We start from the raw sequence: 17,978 nt of genomic DNA, 5'->3' as shown, positions 1-17,978 counted from the left end.
TGCAAATAAGTTTTCAAATTGTGCCAGACCACCTGAAAGTGGCTACTCACACAATTGCTTTCAGATGTATACTATTTTAGCAAGGTCACGTTGCCTCGACGCACAATTTTGAGGCCACCAAAGCAATACGCTTCAACGCAATAACCGAACACATCAGGACCCAGTGGTTCACCTTTATATGTTCCATCCCAGCCAAATTGAGGATCTTGAGTTTCAAAGACTTTCTGACCCCAGCGATTGTACACGACGAGTAAAATTTTCTCGAAATTTTGCCCTCGGACATAAAACTTGTCATTGTGTGTATCTCCATTGGGTGAAAACGCATTGGGAACAAATAGCGACAGTGTATCACATTCCGGTCGAACAACCATTATCGCAACATTCAGTGTATGAAAACAATTATTACTATCTCTGACCTGAGCTTGATAAAGTGTATTGAATTTTGGTGATGCGACAACTTTGTTGCACTCGATACAACTCAGCTCATAACTTGGGCTCCATTTTTCTACTATACCTCCCATCACTTCCAATATTACCTCAGTACCGAAAAGGATTGTAGTATCATTTGTTATCGTGAGTCCATCTGGTTTGTCATAGCTTATCACACAGAATGTATCTGTACCTGTACATGAAACAGCATCTTCAAAATCCAGATAATATGTTTTTGAAGTATCAACCACTACATTTTGGGAATAAGAACCTTGTTTCAAATCAGGATCCTGTCTCCATCTATATTTGGTATGTGAACCTGCGTTGAACATGACGGATTCTCCCGGACAGATTTTATAAATTTCTTTCCTGGAAAATGGATGTTTTACATTCAAAATTTGATAAATGTGTTTCAGTGCGCAGCTCCCACCGATAAATTCAGTTAAGGTTAATTCAACCAATGTATCTCCATTAATTCTCGGTCCAGTCCAATTGATTAAAGAACAGGTATCACAATTGATTCCGGGTCCACTCCATTGATAACTCGTAGAGGCAGAAGGAGAAACTCCGAGTGTCAAAGTAGCTCCTTCACAAATAGTATCTTTTTCAAATACTTCCTGCCCACCTAAGGAAATTGCCAATGTATCTGAATTGCAAATGCAATTTTGTCTCGTACTGATGATATAGTTGCACTTTGTTAAATTACTTTCCGGGACACAGATCACAAATTCATATTTTCCATCTTGCGGGAATGACTGGACAGCAGGAGTAAGCAATTGAACAAAACGATCATTTTGGTTTAATTTTCTATTTCCATCAATATCTTCAAACAACTGCAATGTGAATTTTTCATTTGCCAGTAACAATCCATTTTTTACATCGACATATAATTTAATTCCTTTCTGCCCTACCGGACAAAGACCAGAAAAATCTATTGAATCGATTTGAACTTCGGCCAATTTCTTAGATAAACTGATGTTGGTCTCACCTGAAATCAATAGTACCTCACATTCTTTGTTATCTCTAACACAGAGTGTTTTCTGCCTCGAAAAACTTCTCATTCCAATCTGACTTTCCCCGCAAGGCAATGAGCTTAGGTGATTGACCAAAAAACTCCCTGTAGCTTTTTTGACTGAATTTGGAATAAATGGAATAATCAATAAATTCTCTCCCATTCCCGGAATGTACCTCACACCGGACACATTTAATCCCTGAAGGGAAATTAAACTGCCTTGTACAAAATCAATATACTCCGGCAAAGTGATCAACAAAGAATCACCGGAATTAAAATCTGCTGTGGATTCCACAGAGAATTCTATCTTAGTTTCTTCCTGACAACCAAGTTGGATTGATGAACTTTTAATGGTATGATTATTTGCATTTTGTACACCTTGAATTCTGATTTGGCTACCTGATTTTGTAATTGTATTATTCTGTTGTTGACAAGGATCTTTACCTGAAAAAATAAATTGCAGATAACCATTAACAAGAGCATCACAATCCGTTTCTGCATACATGAGCAATCGAATAGAATTTTTTGGAAATTGATCCAATCCAAGCAATCCGTTTGCTTTAATCTCAGGTATGATATCCGAAAGTTGCCAACGATATAAATTTGTTCTGACTTGTGTAGGTAAAGGCAATGTTCTGTATGATGAACCAATAGGATAGGAATATTGCAGCGTGTTCGGAATCAGATGAATCCCGTCAGGAATGACAAGCTCAAGCGCGAGATCAAATGCCACACCCTGATCCCCATTATAAAGTTCCAACATCACTTCAGGAAGTGTATCGCACAAGCTCGAAACCGCATTCATTTGCATGACGTCCATTTCCAACTCCGGCATAAGTGGTCGAATAGGTATTTTGATTTCTTGAAAATTGCAACTGTCAGAAAACATCAACTGTTCTGGATGGCAACTCCAAAAAATACTGAGTAATATCGTATCTTCCTTACAGGTTGCATTTCCTGTAACAAGTTGAACCAAGTAAGCTGAATCTAATTGAAATCCTTGTAGAACAAAACAATTCTTATTCGTTTCAGTAATTTGAATCCCTTCATTGCTCACTATAGAAAATGAATCGACAGTACCTTGCACTGAGTGAACACAAATTAAATATGCTCCGGGTAAATCTGAGGATGGAATTCTGATTGGAATTTTGGTTTCTGCAAGATTGGTCTGAATACTCTTTTCATCAGCTGAGAGCGTATTTGCATTGTTGAGTTTTTTTAAAGGTATGTTTTTACTGAAAGTAAATTTTTGAAGTGGGACAAAATACTGAGTCCCCAAATAGAATGGGTAGTCATCTGTGCTAGAACCATACAGGAGCATTGAAGCTGAATTTTGTGTTCCATTCTTTAGTTTTACACAGTCCTCAACTCTCCCTATAGGTGTTATCTGAATCATATAATTTTCTTCTGCGATTTGCTTCTGAAAGTTGTTTAGCCTACCAATTGCAAAATTATTGACATAACTGACAGGTAATGAAAATGAGTAAATTAAACTATCTTTCAGAGCTTGATTTAAATAAAAATACTCCAAACGAAAACTATCTACGTTGACCCCATCCGGCAATTGCATGGCAATAGAATCCAGATGGTGAAATTGTCGAAATTCTTTCCTAAAAAAATTATTTAGATAAGGCGCCGCGGTTATGCGGTAACTTGGAAAATCTGCCTGGGAACCACATGTGATCAAATCGAATCCTGATTCTAAAAATGTCAATCCATTCATCGCGATTTTGAACTTTCTTGAAGATTTGCCACAAGATATTGGAGTAAATAAACTATCGCTCTCGTATACCAATACATAATTCGTAATTTCTGTACTGACGACTCTCGGCCCCGGTAAACTTATCAATCGCCCCTCAAAATCTACCTGTATGCTGTCTCCTGATTCAAAATAAAAGTCCGGCGGTAATTGCAAACCAAATTTTTGTAGCGTATCGGGATCCAGTCTCACGATATAGCCCATGCCATAACCGGACTTAGTGACTACCGGTTTGTAGCAGTTGGGTAATGGCGATGGTGAACCAGAAAATGGTGTAACAGGATTAATTCTTCCATTAAAAGTACCAAATTTTCGTGAATGAATTTGTAGGTCTGCCACGGCCGGTTTAAAAGTCATGTCGGTAATGATCAACACTTCTACATTGCTCACTTGCACATTTTTATTATCAGAAAAAATCACGGCAGAAATTCTGTTCATCAGGGTATCACCCATCAACAACAAAGTCTCATCAACTTCATTCCGCAAAGCAGTTCGTCCTCCATTGATTCTCATATCTAAGGAATCGATTTTGCCATATGACGATCTATATGATTCACTTTCCAATATTGCATAAGTCAATACAGTATCTTTGGATAAGGTGTCAGGATCGCAGACAATTGTAAAATCTTCATTCAGTATCGCTCCTCTGCCGCAATGCAAAGAGGTATCCTTGCAAGTAAGTCTTACCGAGACACAGGTCTTGATTTCTATTTGCACATCCTCATACTTAGGAAAAGGGCATGAGGAAATTACTCGATTACTATTGATCGAATTCAAATCGGAAATACATGTATTTGTACAATCGACTTTCAAACGAAGCGGTATATCAAATTTTTGAGGCAATTGTGGAGGGTATAATAAACTGATCCGGGTATTGTAACTTTGGTCAATGTTGATTGCAAGTGGTTTTATTCCAGCGACTTCAAAGTCCTTGGTTTCGACGACTAAAGGACAAGGTAGAGTAAACTCAACTTCATAATTTTCTGTCGTCACTTTTTTATCGGTTTCGACATGCAAATTGAAATTATAATTATCCTTTCCATTCATGACTTTATTTGAAGATACGTCCGAAGACCAAATTGCTTCCAACCGCACAGGTTGATTGTATGGAAAAACTACCGGTACATCCATTTTACCTGCCAGACTTCGATTGACACATTTTGATTCATATTGATAAGAATAGTAATAATTCAGTTTAGCAGCCGTGTCATTTGGTATCGTCGTTTGGCATGTCAAAAATCTGAACTGAATATCAATCTCTTCTTGAGGAGACAAATCATTAAAACACAATTCTGCCAAACGGAAATAATCCATACCACACAGTTGATTTGGTTCCTTATATTCTATTTTTGCCAGTGCTGAAGGTGGGTCAACTGTGATAGAATTTTCCAAAATAGCATATTGGCTCAATACATTAGCCAGATAAGCCTGCAGGTTTAGACAAAAATTTTCTGCTGTGCCTTTTCCTCTATTTTTAATTTTCAGATGTTGGACTTCTCCTTTCGGATCACAGATACATTCCGGAGCTTTAGGGGCAAATTCAAAGGTGAGGTCAGCGCGGTTTGTAGTATTGATAAATTCCACAGTAGCGCTTTGGAATGCTTGTTGGCAATATTCAGAATTACAACCCCAATCAGCAGTTAAGGTGGAGTTCACGAACGATGGAATACAGTCAATAGACTGAATCAGCTCTTGTACAATAACAAATTCGTCCCTCTCCAGGAGGCTATCCTTATCTCCAATTTGAGCAAAGTCACTTCCATCATAAATGACGACGAGGTCTGTATCATTTTGAACCACCGTTCGACCATTGAGGGAGCGAATATGAGCGGGTTTGTGTTGATCTCGATAGACCACAGATGAGACAGCCCCAAGTCTCGAATTGATCAATTTAACATCGCGCCTCAATTCGATGCCTGTTTCTGTACGCAGACTGCTGGGGTTTTCAATTACAAGATAGGCTGTATTGACTTGGTATGGTGGCATCGTTATAATTGAATCTTTCGCTTCTGCACTAGAAACCACGATTCGATTTGAAAATGTCTTAGCATTGTTTACAGCATCAAAGAGGCTACATTCTGTATTTGCACTCAATTGGATCACCAGCTTGCTTCCGGCTGCTAATGAGGCGATCTCAAATACAGGTGCGTTTACTAGAGAGATATTCTGCTCACTGGCGCCCGATACACTAGCTAGATTATAGGAAAATCCTGCAGGTAGTTCGAATCTGACCAAGGTGCTAGAAAGGTCAAATGAATTGTTGTTTTTCAACTCTAATTGAAACTTAGCCGGGCCACAAATACTGACCTCACCGATGACAGAATGTGTGATCTGAATACCTTGGCCGATCAAATTTGGACATAGAAATAGTGTGAAAATAAGAGTGTATAGCAGCTTAGGTTGCATATGTTCAAGGATTGGTTGTTCAAAGTTACAAATTAAATCGATAAAATAAATCATACTTTAATTTGAATAGGCATTCGAATAATTTATAGAAATAACATTTCAATTTTTCAAGAAGTAATAAATTAAGGAATTATGTATTATGAAATAAAATATATTTGTATTTGCTTGCACCTCTGATTTGAATCAGTCATTATTGCATATTGAATTACACATAAAACATCGCGCCTATGATTATAAAATAATAAAAACATTAAAACCCAAGATCGACAATATGATTTTTTTACATTTTAAATTTTATAACAATGAGTTATTCACACACACACACACACACACACACACACATACACACACACACACACACACACACACACACACACACACACACACTCCAGTACCGGTCAAAATGGTAGGCTCTGCGATCAGATTTATGGTGCACTCCAACAGCCTTATGATTTTTGTTTCTACGGAAATTATGCTATTAAGGCAATCATAATTTTCCTTGATGGATCGAAATGTGAGATCAATCTCACCACCAATATCACATGCATCAACTCTTTACCTTGTAATCCGAACCCGGGTTCTCAAATAGATCACCCAAAATTTAGATATGCTTGGTTAGATGTAGGAGGCTGTACAGGAGATTTGTTCATGTTTTGGCCCATTACTACTAACTGCAATCTGTTCACATACAAACTTTGTTATCAATCATGCAATGGTTATCAATGCACCACCCTACCCAATAATAAAACTTGTTTTGTTCCTATTTATAGAGATTCTTGGTGGACAATTAAAGTCACTGCCAATCATTGTTGCCTTCCAAGTAATTATGTAAGATACAAATCTATGAAGGCAGAAAGAAAAGCAGGTATGTGTACATCCTGGTGCGCTGCAGTACCGAATTGTTCACCTACTGCAGATCTGTTCCCGGTTGATGAGTTATCAATTATGAATCCTAATTGTGCTAATCTATCTTGTTTTGCATTCAAAGGTGATGAGGTATATGAGTCCAGAGCAAATGAGCCTTCCAAAAATGAAAATACGACTCCAAAATTTAACGCCTACTCTGACGTAAATACTCTGTATATTCAATCTAACCGATCGATGGGAATATACGAAATTGAAATTTTTGACTTGCAAGGAAAAATTTTATCCAAACAAAAAGCAGATAATTGCAATAATGGATTTTTATGCAGATTTGCCATCAATAAGATACCACAAGGCTTGTATGGCCTAAAAATCAAAAGCGACATTGGTACAAGTTCTATTAAATTTGTACACATTCATTAAACAAACGATAAAGGGGTAGTCGTTTTTTTACTGCCCCTTTATCCAATTTAAACTTGTCTATATTATGAAAAGTATTATTCATTTCTATTTACTTATATTTTTGTGCAGCTATGCTAAAGCGCAATGCACCTACTTTGCAAATTCCAATTGTAACGTGGACGAAGATTATATTGACATCACCCTACCGGACGTGCTGCACCCGGGATATACTGTATCCATCGGTTTTCAGGAATTTAATGGACATCTGGATACCCTCAATGGAGTCAAGATCATGAGGCGTGACGAGTGCGGATCCATCCTGGATTCTCAGTATGTAGACAGAATAGATGACTACGAGATCATTTCTAGAAATGTCCCGGCATCCGGATCTAGAGACGCTACGAGTTCTTTAGCAACTTTTAGACCGGGTACCGGATCATTTTTTTATGCCTACAACGCATACATTGATACTTCCGGGCAGCGTTTTTTTAGAATATTCGAAACAGACCAGAAGGCCCATATTTTGAATGAAACTACATTCCTTGATCCAAATTCTTTGAATATTAGTAATATCACCCTATTGGATGAAAGCAATGTCGTATTTGCATTAGAATATATCAATTTTAATTATAACATTTTAAAATGGGACATGACGACCGACAGCATCCACCAGTTTTATACCACCAACAATATACGCCTCAGGGAGATCAAAGCCTCATCAGACAAAAAACTATACATCATCACTGACAACAATCAACACAAAAATGTAAAACTCAGCAAAATAGATCTGGATGGCAATGTCATCTGGTCATATAATGACACCTGCGAGAATGCAATCTTCCGAGATTTGTTAGAGACAAATGATAGAATATTGTTGGTGGGCAGCACCTGCAAGAGTCAGACTCAAACCCTGCCCTGCATCTTTGAGTTGGACAAAAATGGCCGGCTGATCTCCAAAAAAAACTTTCACCAATCCTGTCTTGGGTCTCCCAAGCGACTTCTCCAAAATCATACGCAGCAAGGATGGCAATATCATTTGTACAAGTGTAAAAACTACAGATGTTAGAAATAATATTCATACCATCTTCATTTCCAAATTCAGACCCGACTTGAGTCTGATCTGGGAAACAAAATATCCAATGAATACTGACAGATTCCAAATCAAACACCTCTCAGAAGCCGGCGATGGAGGATTTTTGATCAGTTTAGATTTATATATTCCATCCTCTGTCGCAGGCGTTGTCAATGTTAATGCCTGCCTGCTCAAAGTCAATAAAGATGGTATATTCACTCAATCTGAAAATCCCATTAACGGTGAATTGAAAACGAAATTATTATCATATAATTTTGATCACAATCAGTTGAGACTTCAAGCTGAAGTACAGCGGGGTACTATTTTAGGCATTTTCGACATGTCAGGCAGATGGATTAAAAATGAAATATCCATTGATCAGACTATTGACATCTCAGATCTACCCGCCGGAATGTATTTGATCCGACAAATCAATTCAAAGCAAAAATCCGGCAGTGCTGAAAAGTTTGTGAAATATTGAGTGCGTGAGTCAAGCCTGGTCATTGCTTAGTCCAAGATAGATTACTTTGTGCAATTATTGTATGCTGCACTGCAATGAGGGCAAAATGATAAGTTTGAAAAAATAAATTTTTCTTGCTTTAAAAAATAGAAATTCAATACCTTTACCATAAGCAACATCACCCCTCTATGAAAAGCTTGTATGTTCTTATTTTATTTCTCACTTTAGCTTATAGACTGACAGCGCAATGCAATTATATATTTTATGCAAAAAAAAGCGAAGATCCGTACGTTGAAGATGTAAATGACTCATGGTATGACACTAGCAATGGTGCCGAAATTTTCATCTGTTGGACTCGCGACAGTTTTGGAATATTAAGGTCTGAATTAGGTTATAAAAGCGCTTGTGGCACAACACCATTTATATTTAAATCACCATCTTTAACCAGATTTCGAAATTACAGGCCTAATAATTTAAATTTTGATTTATATAAGAATGGTATTTTTGACAAAAAAAATAATATAGCATATTTAGCTTCAGAGTTTTATGACACTCTTCAGCCCGACCTGTTTTTTCATTCAATCCACCAATATGATTTAAAGGGGAATTTATTAAATACATTAATTGATAGCACTAATCAAGGACACTTAACTGATATCAACCTCCAATTACAAGACAATAATAACATTTTGTTATATTCAAATAGTAATTCAATGTTACTAAAATCAATATATAATTTTGGTCCCGAGAAAAATGTGTACAAAGATACTGTTTTTATTAATCATTCAGGATTAAATATTAGAACGGCTGTAAATTATAAACAATCTGATTATTTTATTGCTAACACATTAGATGATCAAAGGTATAAATTAATAAAACGAAACGCAGAGAAAAAAATAGATTGGAACTATTCATTCGACGACGCTGGATCTAAGTTATTTGGGATTGCATTTGATGGCCAATTCGTAATCGTAAGCGGTTGTACAAAGAAAAACAACAAATTCTATCCCTGTGTGTATAGATATGATACATCAGGTACAGCAATCGACACTTTTCTGTATGACAATCCCACTACAGGACTGCCTGCTACATATTTCAGTATTGAAAAAACCAACGATGGTGGATATATTCTTTCCGGACATAAAACAACTTCAATAAGGGAGAATAAAAAACCGATATTCCTATTAAAATTAAACTCCAATTTTAATAAAATTTTCGAAATATCATTCGATTTAAGTACTTTCATTGATATAGGAGTAAAATACACATTTTTTGGTACTTATGCAAAAGAAAGTGAAGATGGGGGTTATTACATATTTTCAAAATATGGAAATTTAAACGTTTTTAGTATTATTATCAAAACCAATTCAAAAGGAGAAGTGACATCCATCACTTATCCAGAAGATAATATGCTCCAAACAAAAATCCTGGCGCAGAATTTTGATCACAATCAGTTAAGACTTCAAGCTGAAGTACAGCGGGGTACTATTTTAGGCATTTTCGACATGTCAGGCAGATGGATTAAAAATGAAATATCCAATGATCAGACCATTGACATCTCAGATCTACCCGCCGGGATGTATTTGATCCGACAAATCAATTCAAAGCAAAAATCCGGCAGTGCTGAAAAGTTTGTGAAATATTGAGTGCGAGAGTCAAGCCTGGTCATTGCTTAGTCCAAGATAGATTACTTTGTGCAATTATTGTATGCTGGATTGCAATGAGGGCAAAATGATAAGTTTGAAAAAATAAATTTTTCTTGCTTTAAAAAATAGAAATTCAATACCTTTACCATAAGCAACATCACCCCTCTATGAAAAGCTTGTATGTTCTTATTTTATTTCTCGCTTTAGCTTATAGACTGACAGCGCAATGCACCTACTTTGCTAATTCCAATTGCAACGTGGACGAAGATTATATTGACATCACCCTACCGGACGTGCTGCACCCCGGATATACTGTCTCCATCGGTTTTCAGGAATTTAATGGACATCTGGATACGCTCAATGGTGTCAAGATCATGAGGCGAGACGAGTGCGGATACATCCTGGACTCTCTGTATGTGGATAAAATAGATGACTATGAGACTATTTTTAGTAATGTCCGGGTAGATGGCTTTAGAACTGATAATAGTTCTTTAGCAACTTTTAGACCGGGTACCGGATCATTTTTTTATGCCTACGCCGGATACATTGATACTTCCGGGCAACGTTTTTTTAGAATATTCGAAACAGACCAGGCAGCCCACATTCTGAACGAAACGATATTCCATGATCCAAATTCAGGCGGAATTAGCAATCTTGCCCTATTGGATGAAAGCAATGTCATATTTGCATTAGAATTTATCAATTTTAATTTTAACATTTTAAAATGGGACATGACGACCGACAGCATCCACCAGTTTTATACCACCAACAATATACGCCTCAGGGAGATCAAAGCTTCATCCGACAAAAAACTATACATCATCACTGACAACAATCAAGACAGAAATGTAAAACTCAGCAAAATAGATCTGGATGGCAATGTCATCTGGTCATATAATGACACCTGCGAGAATGCAATCTTCCGAGATTTGTTAGAGACAAATGATAGAATATTGTTGGTGGGCAGCACCTGCAAGAGTCAGACTCAAACCCTGCCCTGCATCTTTGAGTTGGACAAAAATGGCCGGCTGATCTCCAAAAAAACTTTCACCAATCCTGTCTTGGGTCTCCCAAGCGACTTCTCCAAAATCATACGCAGCAAGGATGGCAATATCATTTGTACAAGTGTAAAAACTACAGATGTTAGAAATAATATTCATACCATCTTCATTTCCAAATTCAGACCCGACTTGAGTCTGATCTGGGAAACAAAATATCCAATGAATACTGACAGATTCCAAATCAAACACCTCTCAGAAGCCGGCGATGGAGGATTTTTGATCAGTTTAGATTTATATATTCCATCCTCTGTCGCAGGCGTTGTCAATGTTAATGCCTGCCTGCTCAAAGTCAATAAAGATGGTATATTCACTCAATCTGAAAATCCCATTAACGGTGAATTGAAAACGAAATTATTATCATATAATTTTGATCACAATCAGTTGAGACTTCAAGCTGAAGTACAGCGGGGTACTATTTTAGGCATTTTCGACATGTCAGGCAGATGGATTAAAAATGAAATATCCATTGATCAGACTATTGACATCTCAGATCTACCCGCCGGAATGTATTTGATCCGACAAATCAATTCAAAGCAAAAATCCGGCAGTGCTGAAAAGTTTGTGAAATATTGAGTGCGTGAGTCAAGCCTGGTCATTGCTTAGTCCAAGATAGATTACTTTGTGCAATTATTGTATGCTGCACTGCAATGAGGGCAAAATGATTTATATTGCAGGATGATATTCAGGTTTTTTGTCTGCTTTTTTGCTTTTACTTACAGTCTTCAAGCTCAGACACTTGCAGATGAGAGAAAAGTAGATTGGAGTCATGCAGGAAATAATGTCAAGGCCCCAACACAGCAGATCAATTTTTCGGATTATCAACCCGACACCACAGGCAGATCAGACTGTGCGGATATATTGACAGAAGCTATAAGTGTAGCAGCCAAAGCCAAAGCGTGCTTGGTGATACCTCCAGGTAAATTCTTATTACTGAAAACGATTACACTACCATCTTTTGTTGTAATAAAAGGTGCGGGAAGTAGTCTAACCCATTTTATTTTTGACCTGAAAGGAAGCAATAAAGACTGTTTTTCAGCAATTGGAAAGACGGATCCCAACGTCAATCTGACCATAAATCCGATATCAAAAGGGCAACAATATTGTATTCTTGGCACCAAAACCGCAGAATTAAAAGTTGGAGATTGGGTAAAATTGCAAGATGATGATCTTGGAAGGGTTACTTCAGATTGGGCTAAAGGAACTATCGGTCAAATCAACCAAATCGAGAGCATAAAAAATGACACGATCTATATGAAAAACGAATGGAGACTGGATTTTTCTCCTGCGTCTAAAATTACTAAATTGATTCCTGTTTCCGAAGTTGGCCTGGAATGTTTTTCCATATACAGGGTGGACTCCACTGCCACACAAACATCGAATATATTGCTGATCAGGTGTGTTGATAGTTGGGTCGAAGGGATTGAGTCCAGATTTACAAACTTTGCACATGTCTGTATTCAAGAGAGTGCTCACATCAAGGTCCAGGGTTCTTATTTCAATAAATCATACGGTTATGGTGGAGGAGGCAGAGCTTATGGGGTGAGCTTACAAATCAGCTCCGGTGACTGCCTGGTAGAAAACAATATATTCGAACATCTCAGACATTCTATACTCCTACAAGCCGGAGCCAACGGCAATGTTCTGGCATACAATTATTCCTTTGACCCTTATTGGACAGAAAGCTTTCAACCCAATAATTCTTCCGGGGATTTGGTCCTTCACGGAAATTACACTTTTTGCAATTTATTTGAGGGCAATATTGTACAAAATATTGTCGTAGATGCTTCACATGGGCTCAATGGTCCATTCAACACTTTTTTTAGGAATCGTTCGGAAAATTATGGAATTTTTGTGTCTCAAGGTGCTGCTGATCAACTCAACATTATCGGAAATGAGATTACCGCTCCTCAGGGATTGTATTTGCTCCTGGGAAATGATCATTTTCAATATGGGAATAACAAAAGAGGAACAATACTTCCATCGAATACGACCAAACTTTATGATGTCAGTTACTACTTGAATTCTGCCAAAGCTATATGCAGGATGGACTTCAGTAAATTTCCACCCATAGGAATTCCGCAACTCATCAATTCGCACTTCAATGCAGCTTTTATTCGTAATAATAATCAAATACTCAGCAGCTGTAATAAAAACTGCACGTATCTTCTACACGATCAAGAACTGATCACCGAGGAAGAACCTTGTGCAGATAACAGTTATCCCGCTAGTCTGGTCTGGCTAGCCTGTACTGACTATACCTGGCTTATTGATGGCGGCAAATTCACTACCATGCCTGTGCATCACAATGCCTTGATACAATGGAATCTTGTGGATTCCGGGACCATAACGGTCATACTTGCAAATGAAGAGAAAGGATGTTACGGTACAGTTAGCAAAAAAGTAAAAATTAAAAATTGTACGGATACAAAAGAAAAATGATTTGAACAGGATATTTTCAAATTTTCTCCATTCGGCACCCTATATATCTCAGAAATTGCCAATTCTTTGGAGGAGTATGAAATGAAAATATTCGATATATATGGACGGATGATCAAGCAAATTCGATTCAATACAATCCAAAAAGAAATTGATTTGAATTTAATTCCGGGTATTTACCATTCCATCATATCCAGCAAAAATAATAAGAGATCCAAGCAAACTAGTTTTCTCATTTTAAGCAGATAAGCTCTTCCTTATTTCTTTTGTTTTGATCCTGGTCTGACAAAGGTTGTGATGAGAATCAGAATAGCCCCAATCTTCACGATATTTACTCCCCAAAACAGCAAGGGACTCAAGCGTTCTGCATTGAGAGGTTCACTCCAATAACGAAATAAATTGAAGTATTTTATTTTGATCGGAACCAGCTGTGTCAAGATATTCTGACACCTCAATGTTTCAGGTATTTCATTGTCAAGTGCTTCGACATAGCCATCATACCGCTGTTTATATTCTTTCTGATCCAATATATATTGGTATCTATAAATTCTGTCCGGATTACAAATATGTTCATATATTTCGGCTTGTCCTTCTGAACTAAAAAAGCGGAGCGCAATCGATCGCAGAGGGTCTTCCACTTTAAAAAATGGTAAAATAAAAAAACAAGAAATAAAAAAACCAGCTGTAATTTTAAGCCAGTACATCAACATATATTGTGTAGTTTTGGACGGCAAAGTTAATAAGATTTTCCGATGACCTGGAAAGAATTCCAATACAGATCAGGCAGAGCAGTCCGTGCCGTTTTCCAGAAGTGGAAACGACTTACTGTGACAAAGAAAATCCTTTTTACTTTAGGAATGCTTGCATTCTTGCCAATATTCTATGCACTCTTACTCTTGATCTTTTATCCTCCGATTACTGTAACCCAATGCAGTAGTGTGTTATCCGGCAGAGGTCTTTACCGAGACTATGTGAGTATGAAAGAAATTAGTCCAAATATCGCACTGGCAGTTATCGCTGCAGAAGACCAAATTTTTGTCGATCATTTTGGTTTCGATGTCGAAAGTATCAGAAAAGCACTTGAATATAATACCATAAAAAAAGGCAAAAAAACGAGAGGTGCTTCCACCATTACACAACAAACGGCAAAAAACATTTTCCTTTGGCAAGGCAGATCCTGGTTGCGCAAAGGCTTGGAAATCTACTTCACTTTTGTCATTGAAATTCTGTGGCCCAAAAATTACATTCTCGCTCAATATCTCAATGTCATCGAAATGGGAGATGGCATATTCGGCATTGAAGCAGCAGCCCAGGCATACTTCAAAAAGCCTGCTTCTCAACTCAGTATTGAAGAATCTGCAGCGATAGCAGCTGCATTGCCCAATCCCCGTCGATTCAAGGTCAAACCAGCTTCTACCTGGGTCCAACTGCGCAAACCCTGGGTGATACAACAGATGCAGCAACTCAAAGACGAGCCTGAAATTATTGAGCTTTTGTCTGCTTTTGGCAAATGAAAAACGTCCTAACTCAATGCACCTCTCCGGATCCATTGACTACAACCTCACTTTTGGCAGAACCTGAGTTGTAAATAGACCCTGAACCATTGATCACACCTGTCAATTTTCCAGAACAGTTGAAATGCATATTTCCGGAACCGACCAACTCCAGATTGCATGTTTCGATTGGATCATCACCCATAAAAATGTCCCCGGAACCTTTCACGAGCAAAGCAGCTGATTTGATTTCTCCATGATTGGTCACCATTCCGGAACCGATTAATTCTATATTGATATAATTTCCATGAATTTGAGATATTATGTCACCAGATCCTGAAAGTCTCAGATTCAAACTGTCACAGTCAAATCTCTGCGCCATTGTCAATGAACCTGAACTTTCCAGACTCAAAAATTTTAAATCAGGCATCGACAATTTGATTTTCGGTCCTATGGTAAAATTATTGTTTCTGCTCATGGTGGATTCTTCATCTATAGTCAAGACTGAATCACTAATCGTCCACTTGATTCCGGAGATTGAAAGTGAATCTCCTTCCACTTGAACTTTGAAATCTCCCTGCATCAGCTCAATATCCGAAGATACTTCTAAATGCAATGCATTGAAATCTCTGAAAGTATTCATCTCCTTGTGCACGAGAGTAGAAGAGTACACCGATTTCATTTCATGATACTTATTATAAATATATCCAGCGCCGACGATCAGGACTGCTAGCATAATGGCAAGGCCAACAAATAATAATTTTGTACTGTTTTTCATTTTTTTTGAAATTTAATTAATTGTTAGAATGTGTTGAACAAACTCCAAATCATAGTAATTGCTTCATAGATCATTTGGAATTTGTACAGAATGGATAAATTCACTGAGCAATATTTTTTTCTATCTCATCCAAAATTTGCTTTTTTGGAATCTGCAGTAATCTTATGGTATGAATCGTCTCCGGAAGAATGTGGTCAAAGAATTCTTTTTTCTTAATTTCGAGTGTTTTGTGTAAAGCATTGTCGGTGATAAAAAAACCTATACCACGTCTTTGCTCTATAATATTTTCATCTTGCAGCCACTGGAATGATCTTTGCACTGTATTTGGATTGACCTGAACAGTAGTGGCTAATTCCCTTACCGAAGGAACTTTTGCGCCTGATGTAAGTTTTTGTTCCAAAATATCTTCAAAAATTGTTTCTGCAATTTGCACATATATGGGTTGATGTTTTTTAAAATTCATAATTATACCTCCTCTTCTTTTAGTTTAAAATAACTGAGTAACATAAAAAAACAAAATACAAGTAGCTGAACTATCAGCTTGGTACTCCCGGGCCATGGTATATCATTCAAGTTTAAATTGAATCCGTTCAAATGTTGTGTTTGGTTTTCGTGAAGCAATAAATAAAGCATCCCGAATGATAGAAAAGCATAGAGCAAAGAAAGTACTATCAAAATGCCCAGGGTTTTGATAAAACTGTTTTTAGGAAAATAAATCGCCCCGGCAAAAAAGATACTTTGAACCATCCAAATCGAACCCATTGAAAAATATTCTGTTAGACTAGGCCATATCATAGGCATGATATTCCTCCCTGCCAATTTTATCATCCATGTAGAAAGTGCTCCAACACTGAAAAAACATAAATAAAAAACAAGCGGAACAGCAATCGCATAGATCACCCATTTGGAAAACAATTTTTCAAAAGTTGAAGCAGGGATAGTGAGGTAATGCACCTTGGAAGATGTATGTCGCAACTCTGCAAATGAAAGACTCACACCTACGAGCATCAATATAATAGTCGATACTATAAACGTACCTGAATGAAATCCATTTACACCAATCTCACTAGTCAAAATTTGCAGCAAATTAAATATCAATAATGTGCCACAAATAGTGAGAATGGCAATGATCATTGGCTTAGCAGATTCATTGAGATCTCTTTTTAAAATCAATAAAAATCTGCCCATATCAAAAAACTGGTTTTTCATATCTGTTTATTTCGAGTTTGAGTTATATTTTTCTATTAATGAGACGATCCTTTCTCGATGAGATTGAACTGCATTAAACAATATTTCAATATCGACATCGCTGTCCTGTCCCTGGGTATTTTCACTGATCGTGAGATATCCACCGGCAATACGTTCCGCATAAATCACATCCTGCGGTACCTGCATGCTAAAATGCTGTGCAAAGTGCAGAGCGCGACCTATTTGTTCTATAGAATAATGAAATATGACCCTTCCGTTTTCTACGATGAGAATCGGATCTATGAGCAAGTTCATATCCCGAACCTGGTGCGTCGAGATAATGATAAGCCTTTCTTCAGTCAATGCTTCAGTCACAAGCCTACGGAATTCCGATTTAGCCGGTATATCAAGTCCATTGGTTGGTTCATCCAAAATGAGGACTTTACAATTTGTGGCAACTGCAAAACACAACACCACTTTCTTTTTTTGACCATGGGACATTTTATCCATTCTGAGACTTCCCTCCAAACCAAAACTAGTCAACAATCGCATAAATCTGTCATAGTCGAAGTTCGGGTAAAATGGTGCATATGTGTACAAATATGTCAATACCGTTGTACTCGGAATCATGGGCTCCTCTTGCACAAAATAGATGTCTGCAAGATTCCAGGGAAGTCTTTTTGCAGGATCGTCTCCCGACACCCGCACTTCTCCTTTTTGTGGAAAAATCAAGCCATTCACCATTTTTAGTAGCGAGGTCTTCCCTGCGCCATTGCGACCCAGCAGACCATAAATACTGCCAGGTTTCAGAGTGAGATCCATTTCCCTGAAGATCTCTTTGGTTTTTCTGTAGCCGAAACTCACTTGTTTTAAGTCAATCATTTTGTATTTATTTACTGTATTAGTTATCTAATACACCACAAATGTAGAACGGTATTTTCTATTTGTGCAATTTTTTTTAAAAAAAAATTT

At 37.4% G+C, this 17,978-nt stretch carries 14 protein-coding genes; 8 read left to right on the top strand and 6 right to left on the bottom strand.

Annotated features, from left to right (window positions below; genetic code table 11):
* Positions 1-71: 71 nt before the first annotated feature.
* Complete coding sequence (locus IPI99_07935; GenBank protein MBK7340442.1) at positions 72-3,653, bottom strand: gliding motility-associated C-terminal domain-containing protein; 3,582 nt, start codon at positions 3,651-3,653, stop codon at positions 72-74.
* 2,601 nt (positions 3,654-6,254) lie between these two features.
* On the opposite strand from IPI99_07935, the gene IPI99_07930 reads away from it, so the two are divergent.
* The 7 genes from IPI99_07930 to IPI99_07900 all read left to right on the top strand — a co-directional run bounded on the left by IPI99_07930 (position 6,255) and on the right by IPI99_07900 (position 13,796).
* Entirely contained in the window at positions 6,255-6,893 is a 639-nt protein-coding gene (locus tag IPI99_07930; protein MBK7340441.1) for a T9SS type A sorting domain-containing protein, read from the top strand.
* A gap of 64 nt (positions 6,894-6,957) precedes the next feature.
* The gene (locus IPI99_07925) at positions 6,958-7,938 is read left to right on the top strand and encodes a hypothetical protein (protein ID MBK7340440.1); all 981 of its coding nucleotides are present in this window, start codon (positions 6,958-6,960) and stop codon (positions 7,936-7,938) included.
* 43 nt (positions 7,939-7,981) lie between these two features.
* On the top strand, positions 7,982-8,425 hold the full coding sequence (locus tag IPI99_07920) for a T9SS type A sorting domain-containing protein (protein MBK7340439.1): 444 nt from the start codon (positions 7,982-7,984) through the stop codon (positions 8,423-8,425).
* A gap of 167 nt (positions 8,426-8,592) precedes the next feature.
* Entirely contained in the window at positions 8,593-10,050 is a 1,458-nt protein-coding gene (locus IPI99_07915) for a T9SS type A sorting domain-containing protein (protein MBK7340438.1), read from the top strand.
* Between the two features lie 167 nt (positions 10,051-10,217).
* Positions 10,218-11,684, top strand: coding sequence for a T9SS type A sorting domain-containing protein (locus IPI99_07910; GenBank protein ID MBK7340437.1), 1,467 nt, complete (start codon positions 10,218-10,220; stop codon positions 11,682-11,684).
* 102 nt (positions 11,685-11,786) lie between these two features.
* The gene (locus IPI99_07905) at positions 11,787-13,550 is read left to right on the top strand and encodes a hypothetical protein (protein MBK7340436.1); all 1,764 of its coding nucleotides are present in this window, start codon (positions 11,787-11,789) and stop codon (positions 13,548-13,550) included.
* A 66-nt stretch (positions 13,551-13,616) separates the two neighbouring features.
* Complete coding sequence (locus IPI99_07900; protein ID MBK7340435.1) at positions 13,617-13,796, top strand: T9SS type A sorting domain-containing protein; 180 nt, start codon at positions 13,617-13,619, stop codon at positions 13,794-13,796.
* Positions 13,797-13,804: 8 nt separating this feature from the next.
* On the opposite strand, the gene IPI99_07895 is transcribed toward IPI99_07900, so the two are convergent.
* Positions 13,805-14,251 carry a hypothetical protein gene (locus IPI99_07895; protein ID MBK7340434.1) on the bottom strand — a complete coding sequence of 149 codons (447 nt, stop codon included), beginning with the start codon at positions 14,249-14,251 and terminating at the stop codon, positions 13,805-13,807.
* Positions 14,252-14,299: 48 nt separating this feature from the next.
* On the opposite strand from IPI99_07895, the gene mtgA reads away from it, so the two are divergent.
* The gene (gene mtgA / locus IPI99_07890; protein ID MBK7340433.1) at positions 14,300-15,061 is read left to right on the top strand and encodes a monofunctional biosynthetic peptidoglycan transglycosylase; all 762 of its coding nucleotides are present in this window, start codon (positions 14,300-14,302) and stop codon (positions 15,059-15,061) included.
* 13 nt (positions 15,062-15,074) lie between these two features.
* On the opposite strand, the gene IPI99_07885 is transcribed toward mtgA, so the two are convergent.
* The 4 genes from IPI99_07885 to IPI99_07870 form a co-directional block, all read right to left on the bottom strand.
* Positions 15,075-15,818 (bottom strand): DUF2807 domain-containing protein, encoded by a 744-nt coding sequence (locus tag IPI99_07885; GenBank protein ID MBK7340432.1) that lies wholly within the window; start codon positions 15,816-15,818, stop codon positions 15,075-15,077.
* Positions 15,819-15,918: 100 nt separating this feature from the next.
* The gene (locus IPI99_07880; GenBank protein ID MBK7340431.1) at positions 15,919-16,281 is read right to left on the bottom strand and encodes a GntR family transcriptional regulator; all 363 of its coding nucleotides are present in this window, start codon (positions 16,279-16,281) and stop codon (positions 15,919-15,921) included.
* A gap of 2 nt (positions 16,282-16,283) precedes the next feature.
* Positions 16,284-17,027, bottom strand: a complete 744-nt coding sequence (locus IPI99_07875) for a hypothetical protein (protein ID MBK7340430.1) — start codon at positions 17,025-17,027, stop codon at positions 16,284-16,286.
* A gap of 6 nt (positions 17,028-17,033) precedes the next feature.
* Entirely contained in the window at positions 17,034-17,888 is an 855-nt protein-coding gene (locus IPI99_07870) for an ABC transporter ATP-binding protein (GenBank protein ID MBK7340429.1), read from the bottom strand.
* Positions 17,889-17,978 lie beyond the last annotated feature (90 nt).

The organism is Saprospiraceae bacterium, assembly GCA_016710235.1.
Taxonomy (GTDB): Bacteria; Bacteroidota; Bacteroidia; order Chitinophagales; family Saprospiraceae; genus Vicinibacter.
The sequence above is the reverse complement of the archived record's forward strand: the minus strand, read 5'-3'. Positions and strand labels throughout refer to the sequence as shown.

Excerpts from the sequence above, each read along its gene's own strand:
- IPI99_07935 (MBK7340442.1), bottom strand. The coding sequence starts at position 3,653 with ATGGGTGATACCCTGATGAACAGAATTTCTGCCGTGATTTTTTCTGAT.
- IPI99_07930 (MBK7340441.1), top strand. The coding sequence starts at position 6,255 with ATGTTTTGGCCCATTACTACTAACTGCAATCTGTTCACATACAAACTT.
- IPI99_07925 (MBK7340440.1), top strand. The coding sequence starts at position 6,958 with ATGAAAAGTATTATTCATTTCTATTTACTTATATTTTTGTGCAGCTAT.
- IPI99_07915 (MBK7340438.1), top strand. The coding sequence starts at position 8,593 with ATGAAAAGCTTGTATGTTCTTATTTTATTTCTCACTTTAGCTTATAGA.
- IPI99_07910 (MBK7340437.1), top strand. The coding sequence starts at position 10,218 with ATGAAAAGCTTGTATGTTCTTATTTTATTTCTCGCTTTAGCTTATAGA.
- IPI99_07905 (MBK7340436.1), top strand. The coding sequence starts at position 11,787 with ATGATATTCAGGTTTTTTGTCTGCTTTTTTGCTTTTACTTACAGTCTT.
- IPI99_07895 (MBK7340434.1), bottom strand. The coding sequence starts at position 14,251 with ATGTACTGGCTTAAAATTACAGCTGGTTTTTTTATTTCTTGTTTTTTT.
- mtgA (MBK7340433.1), top strand. The coding sequence starts at position 14,300 with ATGACCTGGAAAGAATTCCAATACAGATCAGGCAGAGCAGTCCGTGCC.
- IPI99_07885 (MBK7340432.1), bottom strand. The coding sequence starts at position 15,818 with ATGAAAAACAGTACAAAATTATTATTTGTTGGCCTTGCCATTATGCTA.
- IPI99_07880 (MBK7340431.1), bottom strand. The coding sequence starts at position 16,281 with ATGAATTTTAAAAAACATCAACCCATATATGTGCAAATTGCAGAAACA.
- IPI99_07875 (MBK7340430.1), bottom strand. The coding sequence starts at position 17,027 with ATGAAAAACCAGTTTTTTGATATGGGCAGATTTTTATTGATTTTAAAA.
- IPI99_07870 (MBK7340429.1), bottom strand. The coding sequence starts at position 17,888 with ATGATTGACTTAAAACAAGTGAGTTTCGGCTACAGAAAAACCAAAGAG.